This is a genomic window from Kribbella sp. VKM Ac-2568 (assembly GCF_004345365.1).
Classification (GTDB): domain Bacteria; phylum Actinomycetota; class Actinomycetes; order Propionibacteriales; family Kribbellaceae; genus Kribbella; species Kribbella orskensis.
Genome location: NZ_SLVF01000012.1, coordinates 132,550 through 158,513 on the forward strand (window position 1 = coordinate 132,550; position 25,964 = coordinate 158,513).

General features: G+C 68.8%; 27 protein-coding genes. 19 read left to right on the forward strand and 8 right to left on the reverse strand.

Translation table 11 applies throughout. From position 1 onward, the window contains the following. Positions 1-21: 21 nt before the first annotated feature. The 3 genes from EV648_RS31225 to EV648_RS31235 form a co-directional block, all read right to left on the reverse strand. On the reverse strand, positions 22-438 hold the full coding sequence (locus EV648_RS31225; protein WP_132298719.1) for a YciI family protein: 417 nt from the start codon (positions 436-438) through the stop codon (positions 22-24). Between the two features lie 109 nt (positions 439-547). Then, on the reverse strand, positions 548-1,069 hold the full coding sequence (locus EV648_RS31230) for a DUF3515 domain-containing protein (protein ID WP_241995765.1): 522 nt from the start codon (positions 1,067-1,069) through the stop codon (positions 548-550). Beyond that, positions 1,048-1,281, reverse strand: a complete 234-nt coding sequence (locus EV648_RS31235) for an Lrp/AsnC family transcriptional regulator (RefSeq protein WP_040455366.1) — start codon at positions 1,279-1,281, stop codon at positions 1,048-1,050. The genes EV648_RS31230 and EV648_RS31235 overlap by 22 nt, the downstream gene beginning before the upstream one ends. Before the next feature lie 131 nt (positions 1,282-1,412). Here EV648_RS31235 and EV648_RS31240 point away from each other — a divergent pair, with 131 nt between their 5' ends. From EV648_RS31240 to EV648_RS31250, 3 genes are all read left to right on the forward strand, one after another. Continuing rightward, complete coding sequence (locus EV648_RS31240; protein WP_132298721.1) at positions 1,413-2,375, forward strand: thiamine-phosphate kinase; 963 nt, start codon at positions 1,413-1,415, stop codon at positions 2,373-2,375. Positions 2,376-2,478: 103 nt separating this feature from the next. Continuing rightward, the gene (thiD, locus tag EV648_RS31245) at positions 2,479-3,294 is read left to right on the forward strand and encodes a bifunctional hydroxymethylpyrimidine kinase/phosphomethylpyrimidine kinase (protein WP_132298722.1); all 816 of its coding nucleotides are present in this window, start codon (positions 2,479-2,481) and stop codon (positions 3,292-3,294) included. Then, positions 3,291-4,031, forward strand: coding sequence for a DinB family protein (locus EV648_RS31250; RefSeq protein ID WP_241995767.1), 741 nt, complete (start codon positions 3,291-3,293; stop codon positions 4,029-4,031). Before thiD ends, EV648_RS31250 begins: the two co-directional genes overlap by 4 nt. Here the strand turns inward: EV648_RS31250 and EV648_RS31255 are convergent. Beyond that, a complete protein-coding gene (locus EV648_RS31255) occupies positions 4,014-5,225 on the reverse strand; it encodes an ROK family transcriptional regulator (protein ID WP_132298723.1) in 1,212 nt (403 codons plus the stop codon). The genes EV648_RS31250 and EV648_RS31255 overlap by 18 nt on opposite strands. A 48-nt stretch (positions 5,226-5,273) precedes the next feature. On the opposite strand from EV648_RS31255, the gene EV648_RS31260 reads away from it, so the two are divergent. Both EV648_RS31260 and EV648_RS31265 read left to right on the forward strand, forming a co-directional pair. Continuing rightward, positions 5,274-5,903: an HAD-IA family hydrolase gene (locus EV648_RS31260; protein ID WP_132298724.1), complete on the forward strand. Its 630-nt coding sequence runs from the start codon at positions 5,274-5,276 to the stop codon at positions 5,901-5,903. Continuing rightward, positions 5,900-7,141, forward strand: coding sequence for an MFS transporter (locus EV648_RS31265; RefSeq protein WP_132298725.1), 1,242 nt, complete (start codon positions 5,900-5,902; stop codon positions 7,139-7,141). The genes EV648_RS31260 and EV648_RS31265 overlap by 4 nt, the downstream gene beginning before the upstream one ends. 88 nt (positions 7,142-7,229) lie before the next feature. Here EV648_RS31265 and EV648_RS31270 read toward each other — a convergent pair whose 3' ends face one another. After that, positions 7,230-8,834 (reverse strand): GxGYxYP domain-containing protein, encoded by a 1,605-nt coding sequence (locus EV648_RS31270; protein ID WP_132298726.1) that lies wholly within the window; start codon positions 8,832-8,834, stop codon positions 7,230-7,232. Positions 8,835-8,976: 142 nt separating this feature from the next. Continuing rightward, the gene (locus EV648_RS31275; protein ID WP_132298727.1) at positions 8,977-9,591 is read right to left on the reverse strand and encodes an HAD-IA family hydrolase; all 615 of its coding nucleotides are present in this window, start codon (positions 9,589-9,591) and stop codon (positions 8,977-8,979) included. Between the two features lie 281 nt (positions 9,592-9,872). Between EV648_RS31275 and EV648_RS31280 the strand changes: the two genes are divergently transcribed. The 5 genes from EV648_RS31280 (at position 9,873) to rpmB (ending at position 15,361) form a co-directional block, all read left to right on the forward strand. Continuing rightward, positions 9,873-11,153, forward strand: coding sequence for an ABC transporter substrate-binding protein (locus EV648_RS31280; protein ID WP_132298728.1), 1,281 nt, complete (start codon positions 9,873-9,875; stop codon positions 11,151-11,153). A 1-nt stretch (position 11,154) separates the two neighbouring features. Continuing rightward, a complete protein-coding gene (locus tag EV648_RS31285; protein WP_241995769.1) occupies positions 11,155-12,222 on the forward strand; it encodes a carbohydrate ABC transporter permease in 1,068 nt (355 codons plus the stop codon). Further along, the gene (locus tag EV648_RS31290) at positions 12,212-13,039 is read left to right on the forward strand and encodes a carbohydrate ABC transporter permease (RefSeq protein ID WP_132298729.1); all 828 of its coding nucleotides are present in this window, start codon (positions 12,212-12,214) and stop codon (positions 13,037-13,039) included. The genes EV648_RS31285 and EV648_RS31290 overlap by 11 nt, the downstream gene beginning before the upstream one ends. A 31-nt stretch (positions 13,040-13,070) precedes the next feature. Further along, positions 13,071-15,059 carry an aldo/keto reductase gene (locus tag EV648_RS31295; RefSeq protein WP_132298730.1) on the forward strand — a complete coding sequence of 663 codons (1,989 nt, stop codon included), beginning with the start codon at positions 13,071-13,073 and terminating at the stop codon, positions 15,057-15,059. Positions 15,060-15,139: 80 nt separating this feature from the next. Next, entirely contained in the window at positions 15,140-15,361 is a 222-nt protein-coding gene (gene rpmB, locus EV648_RS31300; protein ID WP_132191415.1) for a 50S ribosomal protein L28, read from the forward strand. A 66-nt stretch (positions 15,362-15,427) separates the two neighbouring features. On the opposite strand, the gene EV648_RS31305 is transcribed toward rpmB, so the two are convergent. Both EV648_RS31305 and EV648_RS31310 read right to left on the reverse strand, forming a co-directional pair. Then, entirely contained in the window at positions 15,428-15,907 is a 480-nt protein-coding gene (locus tag EV648_RS31305; RefSeq protein WP_132298731.1) for an AAA family ATPase, read from the reverse strand. A 12-nt stretch (positions 15,908-15,919) separates the two neighbouring features. Beyond that, entirely contained in the window at positions 15,920-16,903 is a 984-nt protein-coding gene (locus EV648_RS31310) for an SAM-dependent methyltransferase (protein WP_241995771.1), read from the reverse strand. A gap of 920 nt (positions 16,904-17,823) precedes the next feature. Here EV648_RS31310 and EV648_RS31315 point away from each other — a divergent pair. From EV648_RS31315 to EV648_RS31355, 9 genes are all read left to right on the forward strand, one after another. Continuing rightward, positions 17,824-19,467 (forward strand): DAK2 domain-containing protein, encoded by a 1,644-nt coding sequence (locus EV648_RS31315; RefSeq protein ID WP_241995773.1) that lies wholly within the window; start codon positions 17,824-17,826, stop codon positions 19,465-19,467. Then, positions 19,464-21,707 carry an ATP-dependent DNA helicase RecG gene (gene recG, locus EV648_RS31320; RefSeq protein ID WP_132298732.1) on the forward strand — a complete coding sequence of 748 codons (2,244 nt, stop codon included), beginning with the start codon at positions 19,464-19,466 and terminating at the stop codon, positions 21,705-21,707. The genes EV648_RS31315 and recG overlap by 4 nt, the downstream gene beginning before the upstream one ends. After that, positions 21,704-22,285, forward strand: a complete 582-nt coding sequence (rsmD, locus tag EV648_RS31325; RefSeq protein ID WP_132298733.1) for a 16S rRNA (guanine(966)-N(2))-methyltransferase RsmD — start codon at positions 21,704-21,706, stop codon at positions 22,283-22,285. Before recG ends, rsmD begins: the two co-directional genes overlap by 4 nt. Continuing rightward, entirely contained in the window at positions 22,285-22,755 is a 471-nt protein-coding gene (coaD, locus tag EV648_RS31330) for a pantetheine-phosphate adenylyltransferase (RefSeq protein WP_132298734.1), read from the forward strand. The genes rsmD and coaD overlap by 1 nt, the downstream gene beginning before the upstream one ends. Before the next feature lie 128 nt (positions 22,756-22,883). After that, positions 22,884-23,405 (forward strand): DUF177 domain-containing protein, encoded by a 522-nt coding sequence (locus EV648_RS31335; protein ID WP_199234917.1) that lies wholly within the window; start codon positions 22,884-22,886, stop codon positions 23,403-23,405. A 67-nt stretch (positions 23,406-23,472) separates the two neighbouring features. Beyond that, the gene (gene rpmF, locus EV648_RS31340; RefSeq protein WP_077012766.1) at positions 23,473-23,664 is read left to right on the forward strand and encodes a 50S ribosomal protein L32; all 192 of its coding nucleotides are present in this window, start codon (positions 23,473-23,475) and stop codon (positions 23,662-23,664) included. A 35-nt stretch (positions 23,665-23,699) separates the two neighbouring features. Then, positions 23,700-24,431, forward strand: coding sequence for a ribonuclease III (gene rnc / locus EV648_RS31345; RefSeq protein ID WP_132298736.1), 732 nt, complete (start codon positions 23,700-23,702; stop codon positions 24,429-24,431). A gap of 163 nt (positions 24,432-24,594) precedes the next feature. After that, positions 24,595-25,449, forward strand: a complete 855-nt coding sequence (mutM, locus tag EV648_RS31350) for a bifunctional DNA-formamidopyrimidine glycosylase/DNA-(apurinic or apyrimidinic site) lyase (RefSeq protein WP_132298737.1) — start codon at positions 24,595-24,597, stop codon at positions 25,447-25,449. Between the two features lie 177 nt (positions 25,450-25,626). Continuing rightward, positions 25,627-25,782, forward strand: a complete 156-nt coding sequence (locus EV648_RS31355) for a hypothetical protein (protein ID WP_241995774.1) — start codon at positions 25,627-25,629, stop codon at positions 25,780-25,782. The last annotated feature ends 182 nt before the right edge of the window (positions 25,783-25,964 follow it).

Below are 25,964 nucleotides of genomic sequence, written 5' to 3' on the forward strand. Positions count from 1 at the left end.
GTCTCCTCCGGACGGCTCGGATCAGCCGACCAGGTCCTCCTGGCCTTCCACGATCGGCCGGATGTCGGCGTAGGCGGTGGCCCGGACGAACTCCGGTGCGGGGGTGTCGCCGAGCCGGGCGGCGATCTCGGTGGCGCGGTCGAAGCTGTCGCACTCGACGATCCAGTAGCCGGCCAGCACCTCCTGCGTCTCGGCGTACGGGCCGTCCGTGACGACCGACGAGCCGTCCTTCGAGCCGAGCCGCCGGGTCAGGACGGGCGCGGCGAGAGCGCGGGTCTCGATCAGTTCGCCGGACTCGACCAGGTCGTTGTTGAACTTCTCCATGAAGGCGCCCATCGCCGCGAAGTCCTCCGCGGTCCAGGCGGGCTTCCCGGTGTCCTTGCCGCCCATCCCGTCATAGTCCTGCTGCGAGGCGTAGGTCAGGATCATGTACTTCATCAGTAGCTCCCAGTCGGTCGCGGCACCGTGCTCGGTACCTCTCACCAGCTACGTCGACGCTCCCAGACGGAACCGGACAAGAACAGCACGACACGATCCACGGCGGCTGTCAGGTGCAGGGAGTGATCAAGGTGTTGTGGGCCTTGACGGCGTCCGAGACGTCGGTGAGGGCGTTCGCCTCGGGCAGGTACTTGTCCGGAACGGCGATCTCCAGATAGACCTTGCGGCCGATCGTGGTGAAGATGAAGCCGTTGCTGACCTCCTTGGCGAACCAGCCGACGCCGTTCACCTCGAAGCACTGCGACAGCGCCTCCGCCATCCCGGCCGGCGGCGCGACCCCGCAGGTCACCTCGATCGGCGGATCGCCGTACGCCGTGGTCAGCGGGCTCGGCGGTTCGGTCTTGCGGCGGTCGGCGTCCAGCACCTTCTCCGGCAGCGCCTGGACCAGCGGAGCGCAGGCCTCGGCCACCTCCGGCGCGGGCGACGGTACGGCGATGTCGACCGGGCCGGGGCTGCAACCGGTCAGCATGAGCGTCGCCAGGGCGGACAGGGTGAGGGCCGGCGCGGCTCGTCGCGGGGCGCGCCGGCGCCGTGGAGCGGTGATCGGACTCAGATGTGGACGACGGGACACGTCAGCGTGCGGGTGATACCAGGCACGTTCTGCACCTTCGCCACGACCAGCTTGCCGAGCTCGTCGACGTTGCGGGCCTCCGCGCGCACGATCACGTCGTACGGACCGGTGACGTCCTCGGCCAGGGTGACGCCCTGGACCTCGGCGATCTGCGCTGCGACGTCGGCCGCCTTGCCGACCTCGGTCTGGATGAGGATGTAGGCCTGGACCACCACGTCGTTCTCCGCTCAGTCGTCCTCAGCTGGCGCCGGCCACCGGTACTGCGAAGCGGCCGGGCGTACTCTTCGTTGCCCGGTCACCGTACCGCCTAGACTCCGTGGAGCGATATGGGAGGTCTGTTGACGTGACAGAGACGTTGGGAAGCACTGGTGAGTTCGGCCTGATCGCGGCCGTCACCAAGAGCCTTCCCCAAGGTGAGGACGTTCTCGTCGGACCGGGCGACGACGCGGCCGTGCTGGCGGTGCCGGACGGCCGGATGGTGATCACGACGGACCTGCTGGTCGAGGGCCGGCACTTCCGCCAGGACTGGTCGTCGGCGTACGACGTGGGCCGCAAGGCGGTTGCGCAGAACCTGGCGGACATCGTCGCGATGGGCGCCCGACCGACCGCGCTGGTGGTCGGCTTCGGCGCGCCCGCTGACCTGCCGACCGCGTGGGCGCTCGAGCTCAACCAGGGACTCGCCGACGAGGCGGAACTGCTCGGCGCCAGCATCGTCGGCGGTGACACCGTGCAGTCTGACAAGATCGTCGTCTCGGTGACCGCCTTCGGTTCCCTCGACGGCCGCCAGCCCGTACTGCGCTCCGGGGCGCGCCCCGGCGACGAGGTGGCGGTAGTCGGGCGGCTCGGCTGGGCTGAGGCCGGGTTCACCGTGCTCAACCGCGGGTTCCGCTCGCCCCGCTCTGTCGTGGAGGCGCACCGCCGCCCGCAGCCGCCGTACGCCGAGGGTCCACGCGCGGCGATCGCCGGGGCCTCGTCGATGTGCGACGTGAGCGACGGGCTTGTTGCCGACCTCGGGCACATCGCGGTCGCTAGCGAGGTGGTGATCGACATCCGCTCGGCGGCGCTGGCGGTTGCCGAGCCGCTCCAGGCGGTCGCCGCGGCCACGGGTGCCGATGCGCTGGCGTTCGTGCTGAGCGGGGGAGAGGACCACGCCCTGGTCGGCACCTTCGAGCCGGCCGACGTCCCCGAGGGCTGGACCGTCATCGGCTCAGTTGCCGAAGGCAACGAAGAACGCCCACCGGGCACCGTCACGGTGGACGGCCGGCCCTACACCGGCACGACCGGCCACGCCCACTTCCGGAACTGACGATGCCCACCACGCATCCCGCGCGCAGGGTGCCGTCGGCGGCCGCCGGGGGTAGGCGGCAGACTGGGGGCATCGTCCGTATCGCAGGCTGCCAGGAGTTGTCATGACCAGCGCACCGCCCAGGGTTCTCACCGTCGCCGGGTCCGACTCGGGCGGCGGAGCGGGGATCCAGGCCGACCTGAAGTCGATGCTGGCCAACGGCGTGCACGGGATGAGTGTGCTGACTGCCATCACCGCGCAGAACAGTCTCGGGGTGCAGGGCGCCTGGGAGTTGCCCGAAGAGCAGGTGCGGGCGCAGTTCCGCAGCGTCGTCGACGACATCGGGGTCGACGCCGTGAAGACCGGCATGCTCGCGTCGGCTTCGATGGTGCGGGTGGTGGCTTCGCTCCTGCGCACCTTGCCCGACGGCGTGCCCGTAGTAGTCGACCCAGTCGCGGTTTCGAAGCACGGCGACGCGCTGCTCGCAGCCGACGCCATGGAGGCCGTCCGCGCGGAGATCGTGCCCTTGGCGACCGTGCTGACGCCGAACCTGACCGAGCTCGGCCCAGTCGCCGGTGTCGAACTCCGCAGCGTCGAGGACCGCGAGCTCGCCGCGAAGATCCTGCTCGACGCCGGTGCCACCTGGGTACTGGTGAAAGGTGGCCACGACTCTGGCGCGGAGGCGGTGGACGTGCTGCACGGCCCCGGAGTACGGGAAGAGTTCAGGGCGCCGCGCGCAGATAACCGGCACACACACGGCACAGGCTGCACGCTGGCCAGTGCGATCGCTTCGTACCTGGCCCGCGGGTACGACGTACAGGCGGCTGTCGGCGCGGCCAAGGAGTACATCAGCGGGGCGGTGGCCGCGGGGTTCGCGCTCGGCGGTGGCATCGGTCCGGTGGATCACGCGTGGCAGTTCCGAAACGGGAGTGACAGGTGAACAAGCGCCGCCCCCCGGTGGACGGACTGTGTGACGAGTGCGGGTTCGACTACGACACGGGTGACCTGCAGGGCACGGTGACGACGCTCGTCCGGCAGTCCGCGGAGTGCAGCATGGCGCTGACCAAGGCGGCCGCCGGGCCCGACGCCGACGTGGTCCGGATCCGGCCCGAGCCGGAGGTCTGGTCCGCGATCGAATACGCCTGCCATGTCCGCGACGTGCTCGAGGTGCAGCGGTTCCGGATCGCGCAGTGCCTCGCCGAGGACCGGCCGGTGTACGCGCCGATGGACCGGACCGGCCGGGTCAAGCAGGCGAAGTACGAGGACCAGGACCCGATGGAGGTGGCGGCCGCGCTGATGCGGTTCGCCCGCGAGTTCGGCGCGGCGGCGAGAGTGCTGACACCGCCGCAACTGGGCAAGCTCGGCCTCTACAACTACCCGGTCCGGGCACCGCGTTCGCTCGGCTGGATCATCCGGCACACCGCCCACGAGATCCAGCACCACCGCCAGGACATCATCAACATCCTCGCCGAACTCGAACCCCCGATCATCCCCGCTCCCAAACCGGCGCAGCCCGAAGAAGCGGAAGCCGGTACTACGGACGACAGCGCCGGGCTCGCCGGAGCTTCTGGTGCTGCGGACGATGGCGTGGGGTTTGTCCCGCCCAGCAGGGTTTCGGATGAGGCCGAGGGGCTGGCGGGGCGCAGTACTGGCGGGAGTTCAGCTGCGGCCGTCTGACCAGGCGGCCAGGGCGTCTTCGGTGGTGATGTAGTCCAGGCCGATGGCGGCGGCGCCGCGGAGGGCTCCGTCGTCGGAGTGGGCCGAGTCGAGCACAGGCGGCGGCGTACGGCGGTGGAACGTCATCAGCCCGTCGGAGTAGGCCCGGTCGAAGACGTCTGAGGCCGCGGCCCGGAGTGGGATCGCCAGACCGCCGAGCGTGACCACGTCGGGGTCGTGAGCATTCACCAGCCCGGCGATCCCGAAGCCGAGTGCGTCGGCGACCTTGCCGACCGCCCGCGTCGCTGCCTCGTCCGGCAATCTCCGCAGCACCGTCTCCGCGTAGGCATAGGGCTCGTCAGGCTCAGGCTCGCCGAGATGCGTGGCCAGCGCCCGACCGTCGATCTCGAGGTCCCAGCAGCCGCGGGCTCCACATGGACACCGCCGCGCACGATCCCCGAACGGGATATGTCCGTACTCCCCGCCAGCACCGGTAGCGCCGCTGGCCGGGATCCCGTCGAGGATGAGCGTCCCGCCGAGGCCTACCTCGACGATGAGATGCAGCGCGGTCCGTGCTCCGGCAGCGGCACCCGTACGCGCCTCGGCCACTCCGCTGAGCGTCGCGTCGTTCCCCGTGAGCAGCGGGAGGCCAGTGCCGGCTGTGACCGGACTTAAGTCGACCTGTCCCCAGCCGAGCGTGGGAGCTTGCATGAGCTGGTCGTCCCGCACAGTGCCGGCGACAGCCAACGTCACGGCGAGCAGGCGGTCGCCGTACTGCTCCTGGGTGCTCACCACGGCCTGCTGAAGGGTGGCAAGCACCGACCGGGCGCGGCGACTGCGGTGGCGCTTGGACTGCTGGTCGTGCAGGACGCCGTCGAGTGATACCACTGCGCTGCGCCAGTTGCCCTGCCGTAGGTCGAGCGCAAGGACCAGCGGGCCGCGCGGGTGCGGCTGCAACACGGTCGTCGGTCGTCCGCGCCCCTGACTCGGTGCGGGCGTCTCGGTGAGCAGCTCCAGTTCCCGGAGTCGCGCAGTGACCTCCGTCGCCGAACTGGTGCTCAGCCGCAGCTCGCGAGCCACGGCAGCGCGGGTGATGCCCGGCTGGCGGGCGACCTGGCTGAGCACGTCCGCGGCCGTCTGCCACTGGCCCCGGCGAGAACCGCGGCGGTCAGGGCTGTCATGGCGAACTGTCGACGCGCTCCCTCTTGCGTTCATAGCACCCTTCTACCTTATGCTCGGAGAACGAGTTTAATGGAGGAGTCGATGGAGCTTCGGGAACTGCGCGCCGTGTTGTTCGACATGGACGGCACTCTCGTCACCTCGGACGAGTCGGTCGAGCGCGCCTGGACCACCTGGTCGGCCGAGTACGGCGTGAACGCGGCGGACGTGCTCGCCATCGCTCACGGCGCCCCGGCCGAGTCCACCGTCGACAAGATGCTCCCGCTCCTCGACGAGACCTCCCGCGCAGTCGCAGCGGCGCGCCAACTGGAACTCCAATACGACGATCTGGCCGGCGTCGCGGCGGCTCCCGGGGCTGCCGAGCTGCTCGCCACGATCGAGCAACTGGTGCTGCCGTGGGCAGTGGTGACGAGCGCGGACCACAGGCTGGCGAAGGTACGCCTGGGCGCAGCGGGCATCGATCCGCCCGTGCTGGTGACGATCGAGGACATCAGCCGAGGCAAGCCCGACCCCGAGGGATACCTGCGGGCCGCGGAACTCCTCGAGGTCGATCCGCAGTACTGCCTGGTGGTCGAAGACGCAGAGGTTGGCCTTCAAGCCGCGCGCGCTGCCGGTGCTCAGACGGCCGCGTTGAAGGGCCTTGACGGTGATATGCGGCTCGTTGATCTGCATCAGCTGGCCCGCCTGCTCGATCCGCGCAACCCCTCCGAATGACCGCTCCATCCAAATCCCCTGACCAGGAGGTGGCGGCGGGGGAGAGGGCGGGGGACGTCCTGGGTGGGCTGGCGTTGGCGGGGCTGGGATTCGCTATCGCTGGGCTTGGGGCCTGTGTGGCCTTGCTGGCCAGGGATCTGGGGGAGGCGACTGATCGGCTCGCCTGGTTGTCGTCCGCGTTCGCGGTGGGGCTGCTGATCGTTGCCTTGATCGGGCCGATGGCGTTGCGGACCGACGCGCGGATGCTCGTACTTCGGGTCGGCGCGATCGTCTGTGCGGTTGGTGCCTTGCTGCTGGCGGTTGCTCAAGGACTTGTCGTCGCGCTGGCAGGTGGGTTGCTCGTAGGCCTGGGGGGCGCATTGATGCTGCTCGTCGTGCCGCTGCTGCTGAGCGGACCACGTGCCGCTGTCCGGATCGCCCGAGCCAACGCAGTCTCCAGTACTACGGGAATCTTCGCGCCGCTGGTGATCGGTGCACTCGACTCGCTCGGCCCGACGGGTCGCATCGCCATGCTCCTGGCAATCTTGCCGCTACTGCTCGTGCTGCCGTTGACCCGATCGCGAGTAGCGCCTCGCGCAGTACAGGTGGTTGCTGAGTCGCCTGGTGATGGACCGCCTTGGGGGACGGTCTTCCGGGGCTGGTCGCGCGTAGTGCTGGCGGTGTCGGTCGAGTTCTGCTTCGTCATCTGGGCAGTGGCGCGGCTCCTGGCGACTGACGTACCCGCTGGCACGGCTGCCCTGCTCGCCAGCGCGTTTCCCATCGGCATGGCACTCGGCCGGACGATCGGTCCCGAGAACCTCCGCCGAATGGTCGAGCCGGTGAACCTTCGCCGACAGATCAGGCCCGCGAACCACGGCCGATTGAGCGGGCGCGTGAAGCGCGGCCGGGGTTCGGCGCTGTTGCCTGGCGGTGTGCTCGCCGCCGCCGGCACGGTCCTCGTCACGGCGTTCGACTCGCCCGTGATGGTGACAGTCGGACTCGCGTTTGCCGGGCTCGGGGTGGCGACGCTCTACCCGATCGTGCTCGCCGACCTGATCTCCATCCCTGGAGTCAGCCCGGCGCACCTCGCCTCGCTCAGCGCCTTCGCCTCGGGCACCGCGATCCTGCTGGCCCCCGCCGCCCTGGCAGCCCTCGCCGGCATCCTCGACCTCAGAACCGCCTTCCTGATCCCCCTCCCACTCCTAGCGATCCTCCTACTAATCCGCCGCCCAACCCAGCCGGTCGCGAGTCAGCTCTGACACCACGCGACGCAGGGGGTGGTCACGCGTGGCGCCATCCGACTTGCGGGGCCAGGCCTCGGGCTCGCGTGGGTCAGCCGGTAGTGCGTCAGGCCTCAGGCTTCGCGTGTTGGCTGACCATCTTGACGAGGGTGTCGGGTGGGACCACCTTCACGTGCGGGGCCAGGCCGTCGACGACTGTCATCACGTTGTCGAGGGACTTGCTCCACGCGTGCCAGAGGACGACCGAGTAGCCGGCAGTCGACTGCGGGTCGCGAGTCGCGGAGTTCAACTCCGCGATCACGCTGGCCTCGTCCGCGCCGGGCAGGCCGTCCCAGAGCATCGTGCGCGCTGAGATCACCGGCTTGCCGTTCGCCCAGACGACCTTGCCCTTGTGCGAGTCGTACCGCGAGTACTCCAGGTAGATCAGCCCGTCGATCTGCGGCCGCTTCAGGTACGTCGACCACAACGCCGTGTCCGGGAACGAGTCGAAGTCGATGATCTGCACCACCGACAGATCAGCCCGCTCCATCTCCCGCGCCAGCGAACCCGTGTGCTTGTCCAACGCGTCCTTCGGATACCGGCTCGGATACAGATACCCACCACCCGAGGGCCCGACGACGAACCGGTCCTTCCCAGCCCCGCCACCTCGGCCGGACTGGTCGTAGTACCAGCGCATCACCGACGGGGCGAGGTCCACCAAGGACGGTGAGATGCCCCAGCCCAGGTCGACCTTGCCGCGCTGGGCGCTGCCGAACCACCTGGGGTCGGTCGGGAAGTCGCCCAGCATCCACTGGATGTTGTCCCCGTCCGTGATCAGGAAGCTCACGTAGTGCGCGTCCGGATCCGGCCGTGGCGTCTCCACCGGGCCGCGCTGGGAGATCCGGTCCGCGCGGATCCCCGATAGCACGGACAGGTTGCGTGCATGGTCGGCCGGGATCGCCTTCACGCCGGCGTCGGAGTTCGGCCCGATGAACGTGTCCTCACCGTTCGTCGCGTCGCCCCACCCGATCACTGTCGCGTCGTCGTCCAGCGCGCCGACCACCTTGGTCCGGAACGCGGAGTTGCCGTCGAAGAAGGCGAAAGCACCCGCCATCGTCGCGTAGTCACGAAGTCGCTCAGGCCAGTCCTCCTTCTGCTCGATCACCACGTCGTGGCGAAGCCGGTGCCAGTAGTGGTCCCACACCCACTGCTCGTCCTTGTCCCGCACGTCCAGGACCTTGCGCAGCCCGCTCCGGATCGCTGCCGCCTCCAGGCTCTCCTCGATCGCGACGGCACCCGTCAGCCCCGCGAGAGTCGTGGCCACATTGACCGACGAGGTGCCCTGTCGAAAGAGAACGTATCCGGCCACCCGCGACCGCTCGAGGGTTTTCCACAGGTCACCCGGACGGACGCGTACGCCGTACCGGTCGGCCAGGTCGTCGAGCCACAGGCGATACCCGAGCGACGGGATGTCCAGGTACAGGCCCTCGCTGCCGGTGCGGGCGAGCTGTCCCTGCAGGGTGGTCGCGAGCGTCAGTTCGGCCGGGCTCAGTGAGCTCTCCTGCAGGACGTTCAGGACCAGCGGCCGGCTGCCCTTCGGGTAGCCACCGGCGGCCGCGCTCGCGGCAGCGGCGGCGGTGGAGTTGATGCTGGCGGAGTTGAGGCCCAGTGCACCGACCGCCGCGGCGCCGAGGCCGAGGGCGTGCCGACGGGTGAAACGGAGTCCGGACATGCAGTGCCTCCCACGGCTGACCCCCGTTGCTGTCCCACGTTGTCAACTGGGCCGAGACGATGCCACAGGGAGGTTCCGCCGACAAGACCTCAGCCCGGATCAGACCGACATCGGCCAGAATCAGCGATCGCGAAGGCGAGGATCAGGCGGAAACTGGCAGTCCGTAGCGGATCAGCAGGGAGCGCAACGCGTCCGTGCCCTCGGCCAGGTCGTAGACCTCGGCGTGCAGTCCGACGCTTCGTGCGCCGTCCACATTGGCTACGTTGTCGTCGATGAACAGCACCGACGTGGCCGGCCGATCGATCGCCTGCAGGATGGTCCGGAAGTACGCCGGGTCCGGCTTGGCCAGGCCCAGGTCGCAGGAGTAGAAGGTCTGGTCGAACCAGTCACCGTAGTGCCGCTCGTCGTGCATGATCGTCCGCCGGTAGGCCTGCTGGTTGGTGGCCAGGTGGCACCCGATCCCGTGCGCCCGCAACTGCTGGATCAGGTCGACAACCACCGGCTCCGCCTCGAACCGGCGCCACAGGTCGAGCACGGCCTCGACCGGTACTTCGGAGTGCCAGCGCCGCAGCACCTCGGCGACCGCGTCCCGGAAGTCGCCCTTGCCCACCAGCGACGGACGTTCCGACGTCATCAGGTCGAGCACGAACTCCTCGGCGTCCCCGGGGGAGACGAAGCCGGACAAGGCGGCGCGCCAGTCCACCGTCGGGCGCTGGATGACGCCGTCGGCGTCGAAGAGCACGGCATCGATCGTCATGTCGCCATCCTTTCAGTCGGCCGCTCACCGGGACCGTGCGGGACCGTCCGGGACCGCTGGGGAGGTGCCTGGGGAAGTGGGTGCACGGCAGGAGTCGGTCGACCGGCACGCGCGCTGTGGTGACCGGGAACGGACGCGGCGGCGCCGGCTGAGCCCTTGACCGGTTCAGTTGGTATGCGCTTACCTTAGCGATGTCTGAACATTTGTAGACAATCTCTCGCGAAAATGAACATGGAAATGCCCCTCCCGGTTGCGACGCGAAGGTGTAGGTGAGGCGATTCATGACAGTGACACGCAGGAAGTTCCTGGCGCTGGGAGCCGGGAGCGCGGCCGTGGCCGCGGGTCTGTCCGGGTGCGGTTCACGAAGTTCGCTCGGCGCGTCCGACGAGCTGAGCATGTGGTGCTGGACCGGATCGGTGAACGACGATCTGATCGCGCAGGCCGAGAAAGGCATCGCGGGCACGTCCAAGAAGCTCTCGATGACCCGGATCGGCGGCGACTACAAGACCAAGGTGCTGACCTCGCTGGCCGGCAAGTCGCTGGTGCCCGACATCATCGGGATCAACGACGACGTCGCCACCTACTTCCCGAACGCGGACCAGTTCCACGACCTGAACGAGCTCGGCGCGGACAAGCTGAAGGGCGACTTCCTGGAGTGGAAGTGGAAGCTCGGGATCACGCCGGACAACAAGATGATGGCGTTCCCGATGGACACCGGTCCGACCGCCCTGTTCTACCGCCGCGACATCTTCGAGAAGGCCGGCCTGCCGACCGAACCGGCGGACGTGGCCGCGGCGGCCCCCGACTGGGAGAGCTACATCGAGGTCGGCAAGAAGGCCAAGCAGGCGGTGCCCGGCTCGGCCATCACCGACAACATCACCTCCGTCTTCCTCTACGCCCTGGCCCAGCTGCCCCAGCGGTTCATGACCCCTGACGGCAAGTACCTCGCCGACGGCGACCACATCCGGAAGGCCTGGGACCTGGCGGTCCGGGTGGTGAAGGAAGGCCTGTCGGCCAACGCCCAGGACGGCAGTACCGATGCCAACGCCGTCGTCACCAACGGACGCCTGGTGGCCTTCGTCGGTGCGGTCTGGTGGGCCCAGCTCGGTCCGAAGAACGCCGCTCCCAAGACGAAGGGCCTGTGGCGGGTCACTCCGGCACCGGGCGGCGCGGGTAACCGCGGCGGCTCCTTCCTCGCGATCACCAAGTACTGCAAGGATCCCGAGGCGGCCTTCGCGTTCATCAGCTGGCTCGAGTCGTCGAAGAACCAGGCTCAGTCGTTCCTCGACCCGGTGCTCTTCCCCTCCACCCCGGCCAGCTACACCGACTCCCGGCTGGCCGCACCCGACCCGTTCTTCGGCGGTCAGCAGATCGTCGACGTGTTCGCCGACTCCGCGAAGAAGTACCCGGGCGCCTACTTCAGCCCCTACGACACGATCATCGGCGATGCGCTGAAGGCCGAGCTGGTCAACATCGAGATCGGCAGCAAGACGTCCGACCAGGCCTGGCGGGACGCGCAGCACCAGATCGACCGCGAACTCACCCGGGCGGGGGCGATCTGAGATGGCCGTCACCGACACGATCCGCCGTACCGCCGCGGTGGCTACCAAGGACCCGGCCCCGGACAAGCCGCCGAACAAGTTCCGCCAGGCGCTGCCGCAGTACGCCGCGGTGTCGCCGTTCTTCATCCTGTTCGCCATCTTCGGCGCCTTCCCGGTCTTCTTCTCGATCTACCTGTCCTTCCATTCCTGGGACGGGATCGGCCCGATGAAGTGGGTCGGGCTGGAGCAGTACAGCTACCTGCTCACCGATCCCCAGTTCTGGAAGGCGATCACCAACACCCTGATCATCTGGGTGATCTCGACGGTCCCGATGCTGTTGCTGGCCCTGGTGATCGCGAACTCGCTGCACAACGCGACGCGGTTCCGCAGCTTCTACCGGATCGCGTACTTCATCCCGAACATCACCTCGGTGGTGGCGGTGACGATGGTGTTCGGCTCGATCTTCAGCAACAACTTCGGCCTGCTGAACGCGTTCCTGCAGTCGATCGGACTGGACAAGATCGAGTGGCTCAGCCAGCCGTGGGGAATCAAGGTCGCGATCGCCAGCATCGTCGCGTGGCGCTGGACCGGCTACAACGCGATCATTTTCCTGGCCGGCCTGCAGGCGATCTCGTCCGACATCTACGAGGCCGCCAAGGTGGACGGGGCCTCGCCGCGGCAGACGTTCTGGCGGATCACGGTGCCGCTGCTGCGCCCGGTAATCTTGTTCACCGCGGTCACCTCGACGATCGGCGGGCTGCAGATCTTCACCGAGTCGCAGGTGCTGTTCGGCAGCAGCGGCGCGATCGGCGGTCCGGGCGACGGCGGTCTGACCATCGTCTCCTACCTGTACGACAACGCGTTCGGCTCCAACCAGTTCGGCTACGGCGCCGCGATCGGCTGGGCGCTGTTCATCCTGATCGTGCTGTTCTCGATCATCAACTGGCGGCTGATCGGCGGTAACGACGACGAACGGCTGACCAAACGGGCCGCCCGGCGCGCGAACGCCCGGATCGCCGAGCAGGCCGCCCGGCGGCAGGCCGGCGACGCGGAGACCGAAGAGCGGAAGGAGCTGACCGATGCCCGTTGAGCGGATCCGGACCGTCGTGGGTCACGTTGTGCTGATGTTCGGCGTGGCCGTCTCGATCTTCCCCTTCTACTGGATGCTGGTGATGGCCTCCAACACCACGCCCGACATCTTCACCTACCCGCCGAAGCTGCTGGTCGGCTCGCACCTGTTCGAGAACATGGGCAACGTGCTGGACAACATCGACTTCTTCGGCGCGATGCTGATCACCCTGGCCGCCTCGGTCGGGGTCACCGTGCTGGTGCTGTTCTTCGACTCGCTGGCCGCCTTCGCGTTCGCGAAGTACGAGTTCCCGGGCCGCAACCTGCTCTTCGGGCTGCTGCTGGCGACCTTCATGATCCCGTCCCAGCTGGCGCTGGTGCCGCAGTTCGTGACGCTGGCCGAGTTCGGCTGGATCGGGTCGCTGAAGGCCCTCATCATCCCGGGCGCGGCCAACGCGTTCGGCATCTTCTGGATGCGCCAGTACGCCAAGGGCGCGATCCCCGACGAACTCATCTCCGCAGCCAAGGTCGACGGAGCGGGCTTCTTCCGGCAGTACCTCACCGTCGGACTGCCCGTACTGCGACCCGGGCTGGCGTTCCTGGGCATCTTCACCTTCATCAATGTCTGGAACGACTATCTGTGGCCGTTGATCGTGATGACGGATCCGAACAGGCTCACCCTGCAGGTCGCCCTGCAGCAGCTGAACGGTGTGTACGGCACCGACTACAGCATGGTGATGGCGGGAGCGCTGATGAGCGTGATCCCCTTGATCGGTGTGTTCATCATCGGCGGTCGCCACTTCATCGCCGACATCGCCGCCGGCGCGATGAAGTTCTGACCCTGACCGCAAACTTCCGAGGGGAACCTCTGTGCCTGACACCAAGCTTCGCTGGGGAATCCTGGGGACCGGAAACATCGCCTCCAGGTTCGCCAGCCAGCTCCCTTCGTCGACGACCGGCGAGCTCGCCGCAGTCGGCAGCCGCAGTACGGACTCGGCAAACGAGTTCGGCGACCGTTACGCCATCCGCAACCGCCACGGGTCATACCAGGAACTCCTGGACGACCCCACGGTGGACGCCGTCTACATCGCCACTCCGCACCCGTTGCACGTGGAGTGGGCGATCAAGACGGCCGAGGCCGGCAAGCACGTGCTGTGCGAGAAGCCGCTCGCGATCAACCGCTCGCTGGCCGCGGCGATGATCGAGGCCGCGGTGCGCAACGACGTCTTCCTGATGGAGGCGTACATGTACCGCTGCCTGCCGCAGACCAAGCTGATCGCCCAGCTGGTCCGCGACGGCGCGATCGGCACCGTGCACCAGATCCAGGCCTCCTTCGCCTTCCAGTCCTCGTTCCGCCCGGAGAGCCGCATCTTCGCCGACGAGCTGGCCGGCGGCGGCATCCTCGACGTCGGCGGCTATCCGGTCTCGATGGCGCGCCTGATCGCCGGCGCGGCCGTCGGGGCGCCGTACGCCGATCCGGCGGCGGTGACCGCGGTCGGTCAGGTCGGGGAGACCGGCGTCGACGAGTGGTCGGTGGCGACGCTCTTCTTCGACAGCGGGATGACCGCCCAGGTCAGCACCGGCGTCCGGCTCGGCGACGAGAACCGGGTCCGCGTCCTCGGCAGCGAGGGCTACCTGGTGATCGAGGACCCGTGGTTCGGCGGCGACGGCAAACCGACCCACGTCACCGTGCACAAGGTGGGGGAGGAGTCGCGGGACATCTCCGCGGAGCCGGCCTACATCTACGCGGCCGAGGCGGACGCCGTCGCGGCCGCGATCGAGCAGCGTCAGGCCCCGGAGATGTCCTGGGCCGACACGCTGGGGAACCTCGCGGTGCAGGACGAATGGCGCAAGCTGATCGGCCAGCAGTACGCGAGCGAGCGCGATGACGCGATCGTCCCGACCTTGACGGGCCGGCCGCTGACTCGGAGGGCGGACGCGCCGATGAAGTACGGGCAGGTGCCGGGCCTGGACAAGCAGGTGTCGCGGCTGGTGATGGGCGTCGACAACCAGGAGACCCTGATGCACGCCGTGACCATGTTCGACGACTTTGTCGAGCGCGGCGGCACCACCTTCGACACGGCGTACATCTACGGCCGTGGCCGCGGTGAGGAGCTGCTCGGCCAGTGGATCAGGTCGCGGGGCAACCGTGACGAGGTCGTTGTCATCGGCAAGGGTGCGCACACGCCGCACTGCGACCCGGAGTCGATCACCCGACAGCTGAGGGAGAGCCTCGAGCGGTTGCAGACTGACCACGTCGACCTCTACCTGATGCACCGGGACAACGAGGAGGTCCCAGTCGGCGAGTTCGTCGACGTGATGGACGAGCACTTCCGGGCCGGCCGGATCAAGGCGTACGGCGGGTCGAACTGGTCGACCGCGCGGTTCGACGAGGCCAACGCCTACGCGGCGGCGAACGGCAAGCAGCCGTTGACCCTGCTGAGCAACCACCTCAGCCTGGCTCGCGCGTACGACGTACCCTGGGCGGGCTGCAGGCATGTCAGCGACGACCAGTCGCAGGCGTGGTTGCGCGAACGGCAGGTCGCACTGTTTCCTTGGTCGAGCCAGGCGCGCGGGTTCTTCACCGGGCGGGCGAAGCCGGAGGACCGGTCGGACGAGGAACTGGTCCGCTGCTTCTACTCCGACGAGAACTTCGAGCGACTCCGCCGCGCGCGGGTGCTCGCGGAGGCTCGCGGGGTGGAGCCGACGGCGATCGCGCTGGCCTGGTTGCTGCACCAGCCGTACCCGGTGTTCCCGCTGATCGGGCCGCGGCAGATCAGCGAGACCAGGACCTCGCTGCCGGGGCTGTCGGTCGAGCTGACCGACGAGGATGTGGCCTGGCTAACAGCGCTCGACTGAGCGCTGGGACCGAATTGGTCGCGCCGCTGGCCGCTGTGTAACATGGTCTGTCGGTGTCTCGACCCTAAACACGGAGAATCATGTCTAAGAAGTGCGATGTTTGCGGCAAGCAGCCGACGTTCGGCAACAGTGTTGCGCGGCTGGGTAAGGGCGCGATGATCCGTCGGGTCAAGGCGCGCACGCCGCGTCGTTTCAACCCCAACATTCAGCCGATCCGGGCCATCATCAAGGGCACGCCCACCAAGCTGAAGGTCTGCACGTCCTGCATCAAGGCGGGCAAGGTTCAGCGCGTCGTCGGCTAGAACTTCCGGCCTCCAGTAGGCCGTCCTCCGTGTAGGGCCCCTAGGCGCCCGGGTTATCCCGGGCGCCTACTGGTGTTCCCGGGGCATCACCAGGTGGTGGTCGTAGCGTGCCAGCTCGTCCGGCCCCGGCTGCTGGAACAGTTCGTCGTACGACGCGAGCTCGGTGCGGGTGATGGTGAAGACCCCGCTCGTCGCGGCCGCGTTGCGGGCGTTCAGGCGCTCCCACAAGACCTCCATCGGAGGCAGCAGAACCACTAGTTCGGCCTGTGCGCCCAGGCTCTGGGCCTGGGTGCGGAACAACTCGCGCTCCTCCTCGCTCCAGCAGCCGTAGTCGAGGATCACGTCCACTCCCAGCGTCAGCGCGCGAGTCGCCACGCCCCACAGGAGTTCCGATTCGAGAACCCACCGCTTGCCCTCGTGCTCACTGGCGCCGAACAGCCGACCCATCCACTCGTCGGGAGTCAACCGAAGCGCCGGGCGCTCGGCCTCCAGCCGTTTGGCCAGGGTGGTCTTGCCCGCTCCCGGCAACCCGATGAGCAGGGTCATGGTGGCCACGGTTCAGCGGGCCTCGGCGATGACCGTCAGCTCGTTGCGGTTGTGGTGCAGCTGACGGGCGTGCAGTACGTCGTACTCCTTGCGCAGGACATCCATCCCGCGCCTGGCGGCGTCCAGCTGGTTCCGGCCGCCGCCCTTGAGGGTGACGATCGCGAGTGCTCCGCGGCGCAGGTGCGGCACCGCGTCGAGCATCACCCGGGCGCTCAGGATCTGGTCCATCCGCATGTCGTTCACCACCACGTCGAACCGGAGCTGGTTGCGCCGGAAGAACTCGCCGGCCGTAGTACCGACGTGGTGGACGCCACGGTCGGCGGTCACTCGCCGGTCCAGCGCGCCGGGATCCACCGACCACACCTCCTGGCCGTACTGCCGCAGGATCCGGGTCCAGCCACCCGGGCTTGCCCCGAGGTCCAAAGCCTTGCCGCCTTCGGGCAACCGCAGGCCGAACGTCTGGATCGCCTCCTCCAGCTTGAACTCCGACCGCGAGACCCGTTCGTCGGACCGCGCCAGCCGCATCCGCCCACCCGGCCAGTCGGACAGGCTGTCCGCGAGCCGATTCACGCCCAGGGCAACAGTTTTTCGCCCTACGAAGCACGAGACCACGAAGTCCTGCCCCGCCCGGGTGACCTCGATCCCGCGGGCGCCGAGGGCTTCTTCCAGCAGGTGGTAGTACGAGCCGCCGGTGCCCGCGCCGTCCGTCCACGTCTGTACGGCGAGCTGTTGAGGGTGCCGAGGCAGCTCGGCGAGGATCAACTCGGCCAGCTCGTGCGCGGGCGGGACCTCGTCGACTCCGAAGCTCGCGATCTCGACCGTCAGATGCCGGACGAAGATGATCCGCCCGCGGACGCAGGCGTCGGCCAGCTCCTCGATCGACGGCCCGTTCTCCACGATCCGCCCCAGGTCCCCACTGACCCGCTCGATCCTGACCTTGGGCCCGAACTCGTCCCGGATCTCACGGACCGCCAGGTCGTAGCTGTCGGTCGCCACCGAGAAGAGCAAAGGAAGCACAACACATAGTAGGTGCCCACCCACCACCGCGGACCTCGCCTCGCCCATCCCGCGCGAGCACGACGTGCACCAGGTCCCCCAACCAGCCCCGCCCTCCGAGGGGTTCCCCCGGCTGCGCAGGGTTGCCCACCCAGACTCTGGCCAGGCAACCCTCTCGCCGCAGGGTTGACCGCTCAGACGGCGACCAGCCGCGCCGCTCGATACGACGGCGCCACCCGGGGGCCGCTCGGTACAACGACGCCACCCGGGTGCGCAGTACAACGGCGCCGCCCGGACGAGTTCGGTACGGCGGTGCGGTGGTGCCGACTTTGTGCACGGGATGAGCCCCCGGTCCGGCGGTGGGTGCTCGGGTCGGGTGGTGCACAAGGTGCGGGCTGCGGTGGTGCTGGGCTGGGGTGGGGCCGACTTTGTGCATGAGGTGAGCGCCTGGTCCGGCGGCGGGTGCTCGGGCGGTGCACAAGGTGCGGGCTGCGGGTGGTGTCGGCCTGGGGTGGGGCCGACTTTGTGCATGTGGTGAGCGCCCGGGCCGGCGGCGGGTGCTCGGGCGGTGCACAAGGTGCGTGCTGCGGGTGGTGTCGGCCGTGGTGGGGCCGACTTTGTCCACGGGGTGAGCGCCCGGGCCGGCGGTGAGTGCTCGGGTGGTGCACAAAGTGCGGGCGGCGGTGGTGTTGAGCGGGTTGGGGTGGTGCCGGGGGTGCGGTGGCGTCGGGGCGTGGGTGGCACGGATAGCGCGGGCGAGTTGCTGGTTGGCGGGGCGTTCTTGAGTGCTGGCTCTGCGACAAGCGGCCACGGGACGGGTGCGCGCTGAGCGTGAAGGAGGCTGGGATCGTCGATCTGGTTCCCGGGTTTGGGGCCGTTGCATCGGCCTGACCTGCGTGGGACCGGTTAGCCTTCCGGGCGTGGATGCTCGTGAAGAGGTGCTGACGACGGCCGTACTGCGGAGCTGGGCCCGTACTGCGCTGTCGGAGCTCGGGCGGGCTCGGGTGGAGATCGACGAGCTGAACGTCTACCCGGTCCCGGACGGGGACACCGGCACCAACCTCTACCTGACCTGGGAGGCGGCGTGTGACGCGCTGCCCGAGGGGGAGTTGACCTTCGCGGAGGCGGTCCAGGCCTTCGGGCGAGGCGCCCTGCTCGGCGCCCGCGGCAACTCCGGCGTCATCACCTCGCAACTGGTCCGAGCCTGCGGTCTCCGCCTGGCCGAGAACCTCCCACGCACCCAGGAGCAGCCCGGCGGGGGGCTCGCGGATGTGCGGATGAGTGAGGCGGTGGCGTTCGCGGATGCGTTGGTGTTCGCGGCCGACGCCGCTTATGGGGCGGTGGCGCAGCCTGTCGAGGGGACGATGCTGACCGTGGCCCGGGAGGCTGCGAACGCGGCTCTGAAGGCGGCCAACGAGGGCAAGACGGTCGCCGAGGTGTGCCTGGCGGCGGTTGCGGCCGCACGGGTGGCTCTGACCAAGACCACCGAGCAGTTGGAACAACTCCGCAGGGCCGGGGTGGTGGACGCAGGCGGTGCCGGGCTGGTGGTGATTCTCGGGGCGATGGAGTCGGTGCTCTCCGGCCGCGGTCCGGCGGCGACCACCGGAGTACCGGCCCGAGTGGTCCCGACCGAGGCGCGGACCGGGAACGACCTCGACCCCGACGGACCGGCGTACGAGGTGATGTATCTGCTGGAGGCGCCGGACGAGAAGATCGGCGACTTCCGCACCCTCCTCGCCGGCCTGGGGGACTCCGTCGTGGTGGTCGGCGGCGACGGCCTGTGGAACGTGCACGTGCACACCGACGACGTCGGCGGGGCGATCGAGCCAGGCATCGAGATCGGCCGCCCGTACCGGATCCGGGTCACGCACTTCGCCGACCTGACCCACCACGAACCGGTCCCCGGTCGGGCGGTGATCGCCGTCGCCGCGGGTGACGGCCTGGCCAAGCTGTTCACCGATTCCGGCGCTGTCGTCATCGCGGGTGGACCCGGGCGACGCTGCTCGACCGGCGAGCTCCTGAAGGCGATCGAGCGGTCCGGAGCTCCGGAGATCGTGCTGCTGCCGAACGACAAGGACTCCATCGCCGTAGCCGAGGCGGCTGCCACCGCAGCGCGGCAGGACGGCATCCGGGTCGCTGTGATCCCGACCCGGGCGCAGGTCCAGGGCCTGGCGGCGATCGCGGTACACGACCCGGAGCGCAGCTTCGACGACGACGTGGTGCACCTGTCGGCCGCGGCCGGGCAGACCCGCCACGGCGCGGTGACGATCGCGGTCAAGGACGCCTGGACGATGGCCGGCACCTGCCGGATCGGTGACGCTCTGGGGGTCGTGGACGGTGATTTCGCCCTCATCACCGACGACCTGGCGACGGCCGCGACCGGGGTGGTCGACCGCCTGCTGGGCGGTGGTGGCGAGCTGATGACCGTGGTCACCGGGCGCGATGCGGACCCCGAACTGGTCGACGCGCTGGTGCGGCACGTACGCCGGAGCCGCCGGGATGTCGATGTCGTGGTGTACGACGGTGGTCAGGAAAGGTACCCGTTGCTGATCGGGGTGGAATGAAGACTGACATCGACCGGAAGCTCCGCGACTTCGTCGGGGCGAAGACGGCCAAGACCTTCTCGGACGTGCTCGGCATCGAGACCGTCGGCGAGCTGCTACGGCACTACCCGCGGCGCTACCTGAAGAAGGGCGAGCTGACGCCGTTCGACGAGCTGGAGGTCGGCGACCAGGCCACGGTCAGCGGGCGGGTCAAGAAGGTCACCGTGCGCTCGCTGGACTCCAAGCAGGAGATCCGGCCGGACGAGGTGAACAAGTACCGCCGGCACAAGACGATCACCAAGGTGGTCGTCACCGACGGGCGCAACGACCTGGAGCTGGCCTTCTTCAACCAGCCCTGGCTGGCGAACAAGCTGACCGCCGGTACGGCGGCGCTGTTCTGGGGCGAGGTGACGATGTTCCGCGACATCATGCAGCTCAAGGGCCCCGGCACCGAGATCCTGGACGAGGAGGACCTGAGCGAGGAGGAGATCGAGCGCCGGGCCAAGCCGTTCCGGCCGCTGTACCCGGCCAGCGCGAAGCTGCCGACCGCGACGATCGAGCGCAGCATCAAGATCGTGCTCGACAACCTCGGCGAGCTGGACGACCCGATCCCGGAGCTGATCCTGCGCCGGGAGAAGTTGATCGGCCTGCGGGAGGCCCTGCAGAAGGTGCATCTGCCGGAGACCGAGAAGGACTGGGAGGTCGCGCAGAAGCGGTTCCGGTTCGAGGAAGCCCTGGTGATGCAGACGATCCTGGCCCAGCGCCGCGCGGTCACCGACGCGCTGAAGGCCGTACCGCGGGTCCGGTCCGAGGGTGGTCTGCTGGACGACTTCGACGCGCGGCTGCCGTTCAAGCTGACCGAGGGACAGGCCGAGGTGGGCGAGGAGATCTTCGCGGACCTGGCCCGGCCGCATCCGATGCACCGCCTGCTGCAGGGCGAGGTCGGCTCCGGCAAGACCGTGGTCGCGCTGCGGGCGATGCTCTCGGTGGTCGACGCGGGCGGCCAGGCGGTCCTGCTCGCTCCGACCGAGGTGCTCGCCACCCAGCACCACAAGACACTGACGAAGATGCTCGGCGAGCTCGCGGAGCAGGGCATGCTCGGCGGCGCCGAACGGGCCACCCGCGTCGGCCTGCTGACGGGCTCCCTGAACGCGGCCTCCCGGCGTACGGCGATGCTGGACGCGGCGAGTGGTTCGGCCGGGATCGTGGTCGGGACGCACGCGCTGCTCGAGGACAAGGTGCAGTTCGCGGACCTCGGACTGGTGGTGGTCGACGAGCAGCACCGGTTCGGCGTCGAGCAGCGGGCCGCGCTCAGCCAGAAGTCGGGGGACGCGACCCCACACGTGCTGGTGATGACGGCGACGCCGATCCCGCGGACCGTGGCGATGACCGTGTTCGGGGATCTCGCGGTGTCGACGCTGACCGAGCTGCCGGCCGGGCGGTCGCCGATCAAGAGCTCGGTGGTCCCCGCGAAGGAGAAGCCGGCCTGGCTGGCCCGGGCGTGGGAGCGCGTCCACGAGGAGGTCGAGAAGGGCCACCAGGCGTACGTCGTCTGCCCGCGGATCGGCGACGACGTGAAGAACGCCGCCGACGAGGAAGGCGAGTTCGCCGCCGGTTCCGAGGACGAGGCCGAGTCCAAGGGCAAGCCGCGGCCGGCGATCTCGGTGCTGCAGGTCGCGGAGATCCTCGACGGCATCCTCGGCGACCTGCGGGTGGAGATCCTGCACGGGCGGTTGCCGGCCGACGAGAAGGACTCGGTGATGACCCGGTTCGCCGCCGGGGAGATCGACGTACTGATCGCGACCACCGTGATCGAGGTCGGCGTGGACGTGCCGAACGCCTCGACCATGGTGGTGATGGACGCGGACCGGTTCGGCATCTCCCAGCTGCACCAGCTGCGCGGCCGGGTCGGCCGGGGCAAGGTGCCCGGCCTCTGCCTGCTCGTGACGCACGGCTGGGCCGGTTCGAAGTCGTACGCGCGGCTGGAGGCGGTCGCCGCCACGACGGACGGCTTCGAGCTGTCCCGGATCGACCTGGAGACCCGCCGCGAGGGCGACGTCCTCGGGGTCGCCCAGTCGGGCCGCCGGACCAGCCTGAAGCTGCTCAGCGTGCTCCGCGACGAGGAGATCATCCTGACCGCGCGGCACGTGGCGAACTCGATCATCTCGGTCGACGCCGAACTGGCCGAATACCCCGTACTGCGTTCGTTCGTCCGCAGCGCGCTGGAGTCCGAGGCGACCGACTACCTGGAGAAGACGTGACGCGGATCGTCGGGGGAGTGGCGGGCGGCCGGCGGATCGCCGTACCGGCCGGGAGTGGGACCAGGCCGACGGCCGACCGGGTCCGCGAGGCGCTGTTCTCCTCGCTGGAGGCCGAGTTCGCCGGCTTCCACGGCCTCACCGTCCTGGACCTGTACGCCGGGTCCGGCGCGATTGGGCTGGAGGCGCTGTCCCGGGGAGCGGAGCGGGTCGTGCTGGTCGAGGCGGACCGCAAGGCTGCGGAGGTGATCACCGCCAACGTGAAGGCGGTCGGTCTGCCCGGGGCGACGGTGCTCGTCCGCCCGGTCGAGAAGGTTGCCTCAGGCGACAATTCCGGCAAGCCCTTCGACCTGGTCTTCGCCGACCCGCCGTACAAGCTGGAAACCCTTGAACTACAGGAGATCCTGGTCGCGCTGGCGGGCAATGGCTGGCTCGCGGACGACGCGGTGGCGGTGGTCGAGCGGGGAAAACGGGAGCCGTGGGAGTGGCCGGACGGGTTCGCCGCACTGCGGGATCGCAAGTACGGCGAGGCCCGGCTTTGGTACGGTCACCGCCATGACCAGGGCACTGGGATGAACTGATGAGCCGAGCGGTGTTCCCGGGCACCTTCGACCCGCCGACCAACGGGCATCTGGACATCATCGGACGGGCGGCGGCCGCCTTCGACGAGGTGATCGTCGCGGCCGGGGTGAACCAGTCGAAGAAGCGGCTGTTCAGCGACGAGGAACGGGTCGCGATGCTGACCGAGATCACCGAACCGTTCGGCAACGTCCGGGTCGGCACCTTCGACGGACTGCTGGTCGACTACTGCCGGGCCGAGGGCGCCGGGGTGATCGTGAAGGGCCTGCGCTCGGGCGGCGACTACGACTACGAGTTGCAGATGGCGCAGATGAACCGGCACATGTCCGGCGTCGACACCGTCTTCCTGCCGACCGCGCCGGAGAACGCTTACATCTCCTCCAGCCTGGTCAAGGAGATCGCCAGACTCGGCGGTGCGGTCGACGACTTCCTGCCACCCGGTGTTCACGCCCGCTTGCGCGACAGGCTGTAGCGGCCCCTGGATTGGGCCGAACGGCAGGGACTTGGTAATGTTGTCCACCGGTCTCGTTGAGACTGAGATTCTGCCTGCCCACGCCTGAAAGGGATGTCCTGAGCGTCTTGGACCCGCGGTCCCCACTCGTGATCGATACCCACGAGCTGTCGCGCCGTGCCGGGTCCCAGCGCGAAGTCTCCTTCACGGCTCCGGCACCGGCCGATCTCGGGATCGATGTGATCGGCGTCCCCGAGGGCGACCCCATCCAGTTCGATCTGCGACTGGAAGCGGTTGTCGAAGGGGTGCTCGTCACCGGAACGGCCCGTGGCCGCCTGGTCGGGGAGTGCGCGCGGTGCCTGGTCGACGTCGAGGACGAGTTCCTCGCCGACGTCCAGGAGCTGTACGTCTACCCGGAGAGTGACGCCGAGCCCGACGAGGCCAGCCGGATGGAGGGCGATCTGATCGACCTCGAGCCGGCGCTGAGGGACCAGGTGGTGCTCGCGCTGCCGTTCCAGCCGCTGTGTACGGACGACTGTCCGGGTCTGTGCCCCGAGTGCGGGGCACGCCTGGCGGACGAGCCCGGCCATCAGCACGAGGACGGCATCGACCCACGGTGGACCGCCCTGAGCGGCCTGCTCCAGCAGGACGAACGACCGCAAGACCGCTAGACCAAGACACATACGCCAGCCAGCCGGCCGGGTCGCAAGCCCCCGGCCGAACCGAGGAGTCATAACCGTGGCCGTTCCGAAGCGGAAGATGTCGCGCAGCAACACCCGGAGCCGTCGCGCCCAGTGGAAGACCACTGCGCCGTCGCTCGTCACCTGCGTGAACCCCGCCTGCCGCGCGAAGCACCTGCAGCACACCGTGTGCCCCACCTGCGGCCAGTACGGCGCCAAGGGTGAGCGTCGCCAGGTCGTCGAGAGCTAAGCGACACCTCACCCAGTGAATTCGGTCAACGCTCTATGACATCGCCGGCACACGGGGGCCTCTACGCCGAGCTGAACCAGCGGCTCGGCGTATCGCTGGCTGACGAGTTATTGGAGCACGCCTTCACCCACCGTTCGTTCGCGTACGAGAACGGTGGGTTGCCGACGAACGAGCGGCTGGAGTTCCTCGGGGACTCCGTGCTCGGCGTCATCGTCACGGAGTCGCTGTTCCGCAACCATCCGGACCTCTCCGAGGGCCGGCTCGCCAAGCTGCGCGCCGCTGTGGTGAACATGCGCGCGCTGGCGGGGGTTGCCCGTGAGCTCAAGCTCGGCAAGTACCTGCGGCTGGGCCGGGGCGAGGAGGCCACCGGCGGCCGGGACAAGTCGTCGATCCTGGCCGACTGCGTCGAGGCACTGATCGGCGCGGTCTACCTGGACCGTGGGTTCGAGGTGGCCGGCCGGGTGGTGCACACGCTGTTCGACGAGCTGATGGAGTCGTCGGCACGGCTGGGCGCCGGCCTGGACTGGAAGACCAGCCTGCAGGAACTGGTGGCACAACTCGGCGTCGGCGTACCGGAGTACGTGATCGCCGAGTCGGGTCCCGACCACGCCAAGACCTTCGAGGCACGGGTCCGGATCGGCTCGGACACCTACGGGCACGGCATCGGCCGGAGCAAGAAGGAAGCCGAGCAGCAGGCGGCCGAGACCGCCTGGAAGGCTCTTCGAGCCGCCCACCCCGACAGCACAGACCCCTCCCAGCAGCCGTAGTGTCCTGCCTTGGGGATTCGCACAATGGCTCCGGCGCCCGGGCGGGCACCTCGCTGCGTTGTCGGGATGCCACGATGAACCCCGCATCGAGGCATCCCTCCGCCTTGCGATGCACCCGCCCGGACACCGGAGCCATCGCACGACCCCCCAAGGCAGGACACAGGTGCCCGAGCTCCCGGAAGTAGAGGTCGTTCGCCGCGGACTCGCGGAATTCACCACCGGCCGGACGATCGACGCCGTCGAGGTACTGCACCCCCGGCCGGTACGCCGCCACCTGGCCGGGCCGGACGACTTCGTCGCCAAGCTCAAGGGCCAGACCCTTGGGACGCCCGCGCGGCGGGGGAAATATCTCTGGCTGCCGTTGGAGTCCGGCGACGCCGTGCTGGCCCACCTGGGCATGAGCGGCCAGTTCCGGGTCCAGCCGGTCGGCGCCGCGGACGAGAAGCATCTGCGGGTGCGGTTCCGGTTCGCCGACGACGGCGGAGAGGTCCGTTTTCTGGACCAGCGGATGTTCGGTGGTCTGTCGTACTCCGAGGGCGGCGCGGAACTGCCCGACGAGATCGCCCACATCGCCCGGGACCCGTTCGATCCACTCTTCGACGAGGACCTCTTCGTGGCCGGCGTCCGCAAGCGCAAGACCGGCCTGAAGCGCGCTCTGCTGGACCAGTCGCTGGTCAGCGGAGTCGGCAATATCTATGCTGACGAAGCGTTGTGGCGCGCCAAGCTGCACTACGCCCGGGCGACCGATACGATGAAACCCTTGCAAATAAGGGAAATCCTGCGTCATGCCCGGGAGGTGATGGCGTCCGCACTGGACGTCGGCGGGACCAGCTTCGATGCCCTGTATGTCAACGTGAACGGGGAATCCGGCTATTTCGAGCGCGGCCTGGCGGCGTACGGGCAGGAGGGTTCGCCGTGCCCCCGGTGTGGTCGCCCGATCCGTCGCGAGGCGTTCATGAACCGTTCGTCGTATCGCTGCCCGAAGTGCCAGCCGACGCCGCGACACGCCCGGTGGTGAGCGGGATATCGTTAATTGACGTACCCCAGGTTGACCCAGGCTAATGCTGGTGTCACCCTGAAAGACGGCACACACTATGCGCTCCGCGGACCAGGGGCGCCACCTGCCAGAACCCTTCCGGAGGACAGCACAATGGCCAAGGCTCTTCTAGGGCACCTTGGAGGCACTGACCCGCGCATGCTCGAGCAGGTTCGTCTGCTCAACCGGCGTGTCGCCGATCTGGAGGCGCACGTGATGCGCCTGCAGGCAGAGAATGACCATCTGGTCGCAGCCGTTCACGACGGCCGTCTGCTCACGGTAGACGAGGCTCTGCGCGCCCCCGCTTCGGTCTGACCGCCGAAGCCACAGCAGTACACATCACCGTCCGCACCACCCACGGCGGCGGCCCCCGTCCGGGCCTCCGCCGGTTTCATGTCCGCAGTCGGTAGACTCATCAGCGGAACACCCTCCCCCGGGTAGCGGCAGCGTCACTGGCAGTTACGGCGGTTCCCATCGGTTCCGTCTGTCCTTTCACG

Coding starts and splice junctions, on each gene's coding strand:
- EV648_RS31225 (WP_132298719.1), bottom strand. CDS start 438: ATGAAGTACATGATCCTGACCTACGCCTCGCAGCAGGACTATGACGGG.
- coaD (WP_132298734.1), top strand. CDS start 22,285: ATGAGCCGAGCGGTGTTCCCGGGCACCTTCGACCCGCCGACCAACGGG.
- EV648_RS31280 (WP_132298728.1), top strand. CDS start 9,873: ATGACAGTGACACGCAGGAAGTTCCTGGCGCTGGGAGCCGGGAGCGCG.
- EV648_RS31305 (WP_132298731.1), bottom strand. CDS start 15,907: ATGACCCTGCTCATCGGGTTGCCGGGAGCGGGCAAGACCACCCTGGCC.
- EV648_RS31275 (WP_132298727.1), bottom strand. CDS start 9,591: ATGACGATCGATGCCGTGCTCTTCGACGCCGACGGCGTCATCCAGCGC.
- thiD (WP_132298722.1), top strand. CDS start 2,479: ATGACCAGCGCACCGCCCAGGGTTCTCACCGTCGCCGGGTCCGACTCG.
- EV648_RS31355 (WP_241995774.1), top strand. CDS start 25,627: ATGCTCGAGCAGGTTCGTCTGCTCAACCGGCGTGTCGCCGATCTGGAG.
- rnc (WP_132298736.1), top strand. CDS start 23,700: ATGACATCGCCGGCACACGGGGGCCTCTACGCCGAGCTGAACCAGCGG.
- rpmB (WP_132191415.1), top strand. CDS start 15,140: ATGTCTAAGAAGTGCGATGTTTGCGGCAAGCAGCCGACGTTCGGCAAC.
- EV648_RS31260 (WP_132298724.1), top strand. CDS start 5,274: ATGGAGCTTCGGGAACTGCGCGCCGTGTTGTTCGACATGGACGGCACT.
- EV648_RS31285 (WP_241995769.1), top strand. CDS start 11,155: ATGGCCGTCACCGACACGATCCGCCGTACCGCCGCGGTGGCTACCAAG.
- EV648_RS31270 (WP_132298726.1), bottom strand. CDS start 8,834: ATGTCCGGACTCCGTTTCACCCGTCGGCACGCCCTCGGCCTCGGCGCC.
- recG (WP_132298732.1), top strand. CDS start 19,464: ATGAAGACTGACATCGACCGGAAGCTCCGCGACTTCGTCGGGGCGAAG.
- EV648_RS31290 (WP_132298729.1), top strand. CDS start 12,212: ATGCCCGTTGAGCGGATCCGGACCGTCGTGGGTCACGTTGTGCTGATG.
- EV648_RS31255 (WP_132298723.1), bottom strand. CDS start 5,225: ATGAACGCAAGAGGGAGCGCGTCGACAGTTCGCCATGACAGCCCTGAC.
- EV648_RS31265 (WP_132298725.1), top strand. CDS start 5,900: ATGACCGCTCCATCCAAATCCCCTGACCAGGAGGTGGCGGCGGGGGAG.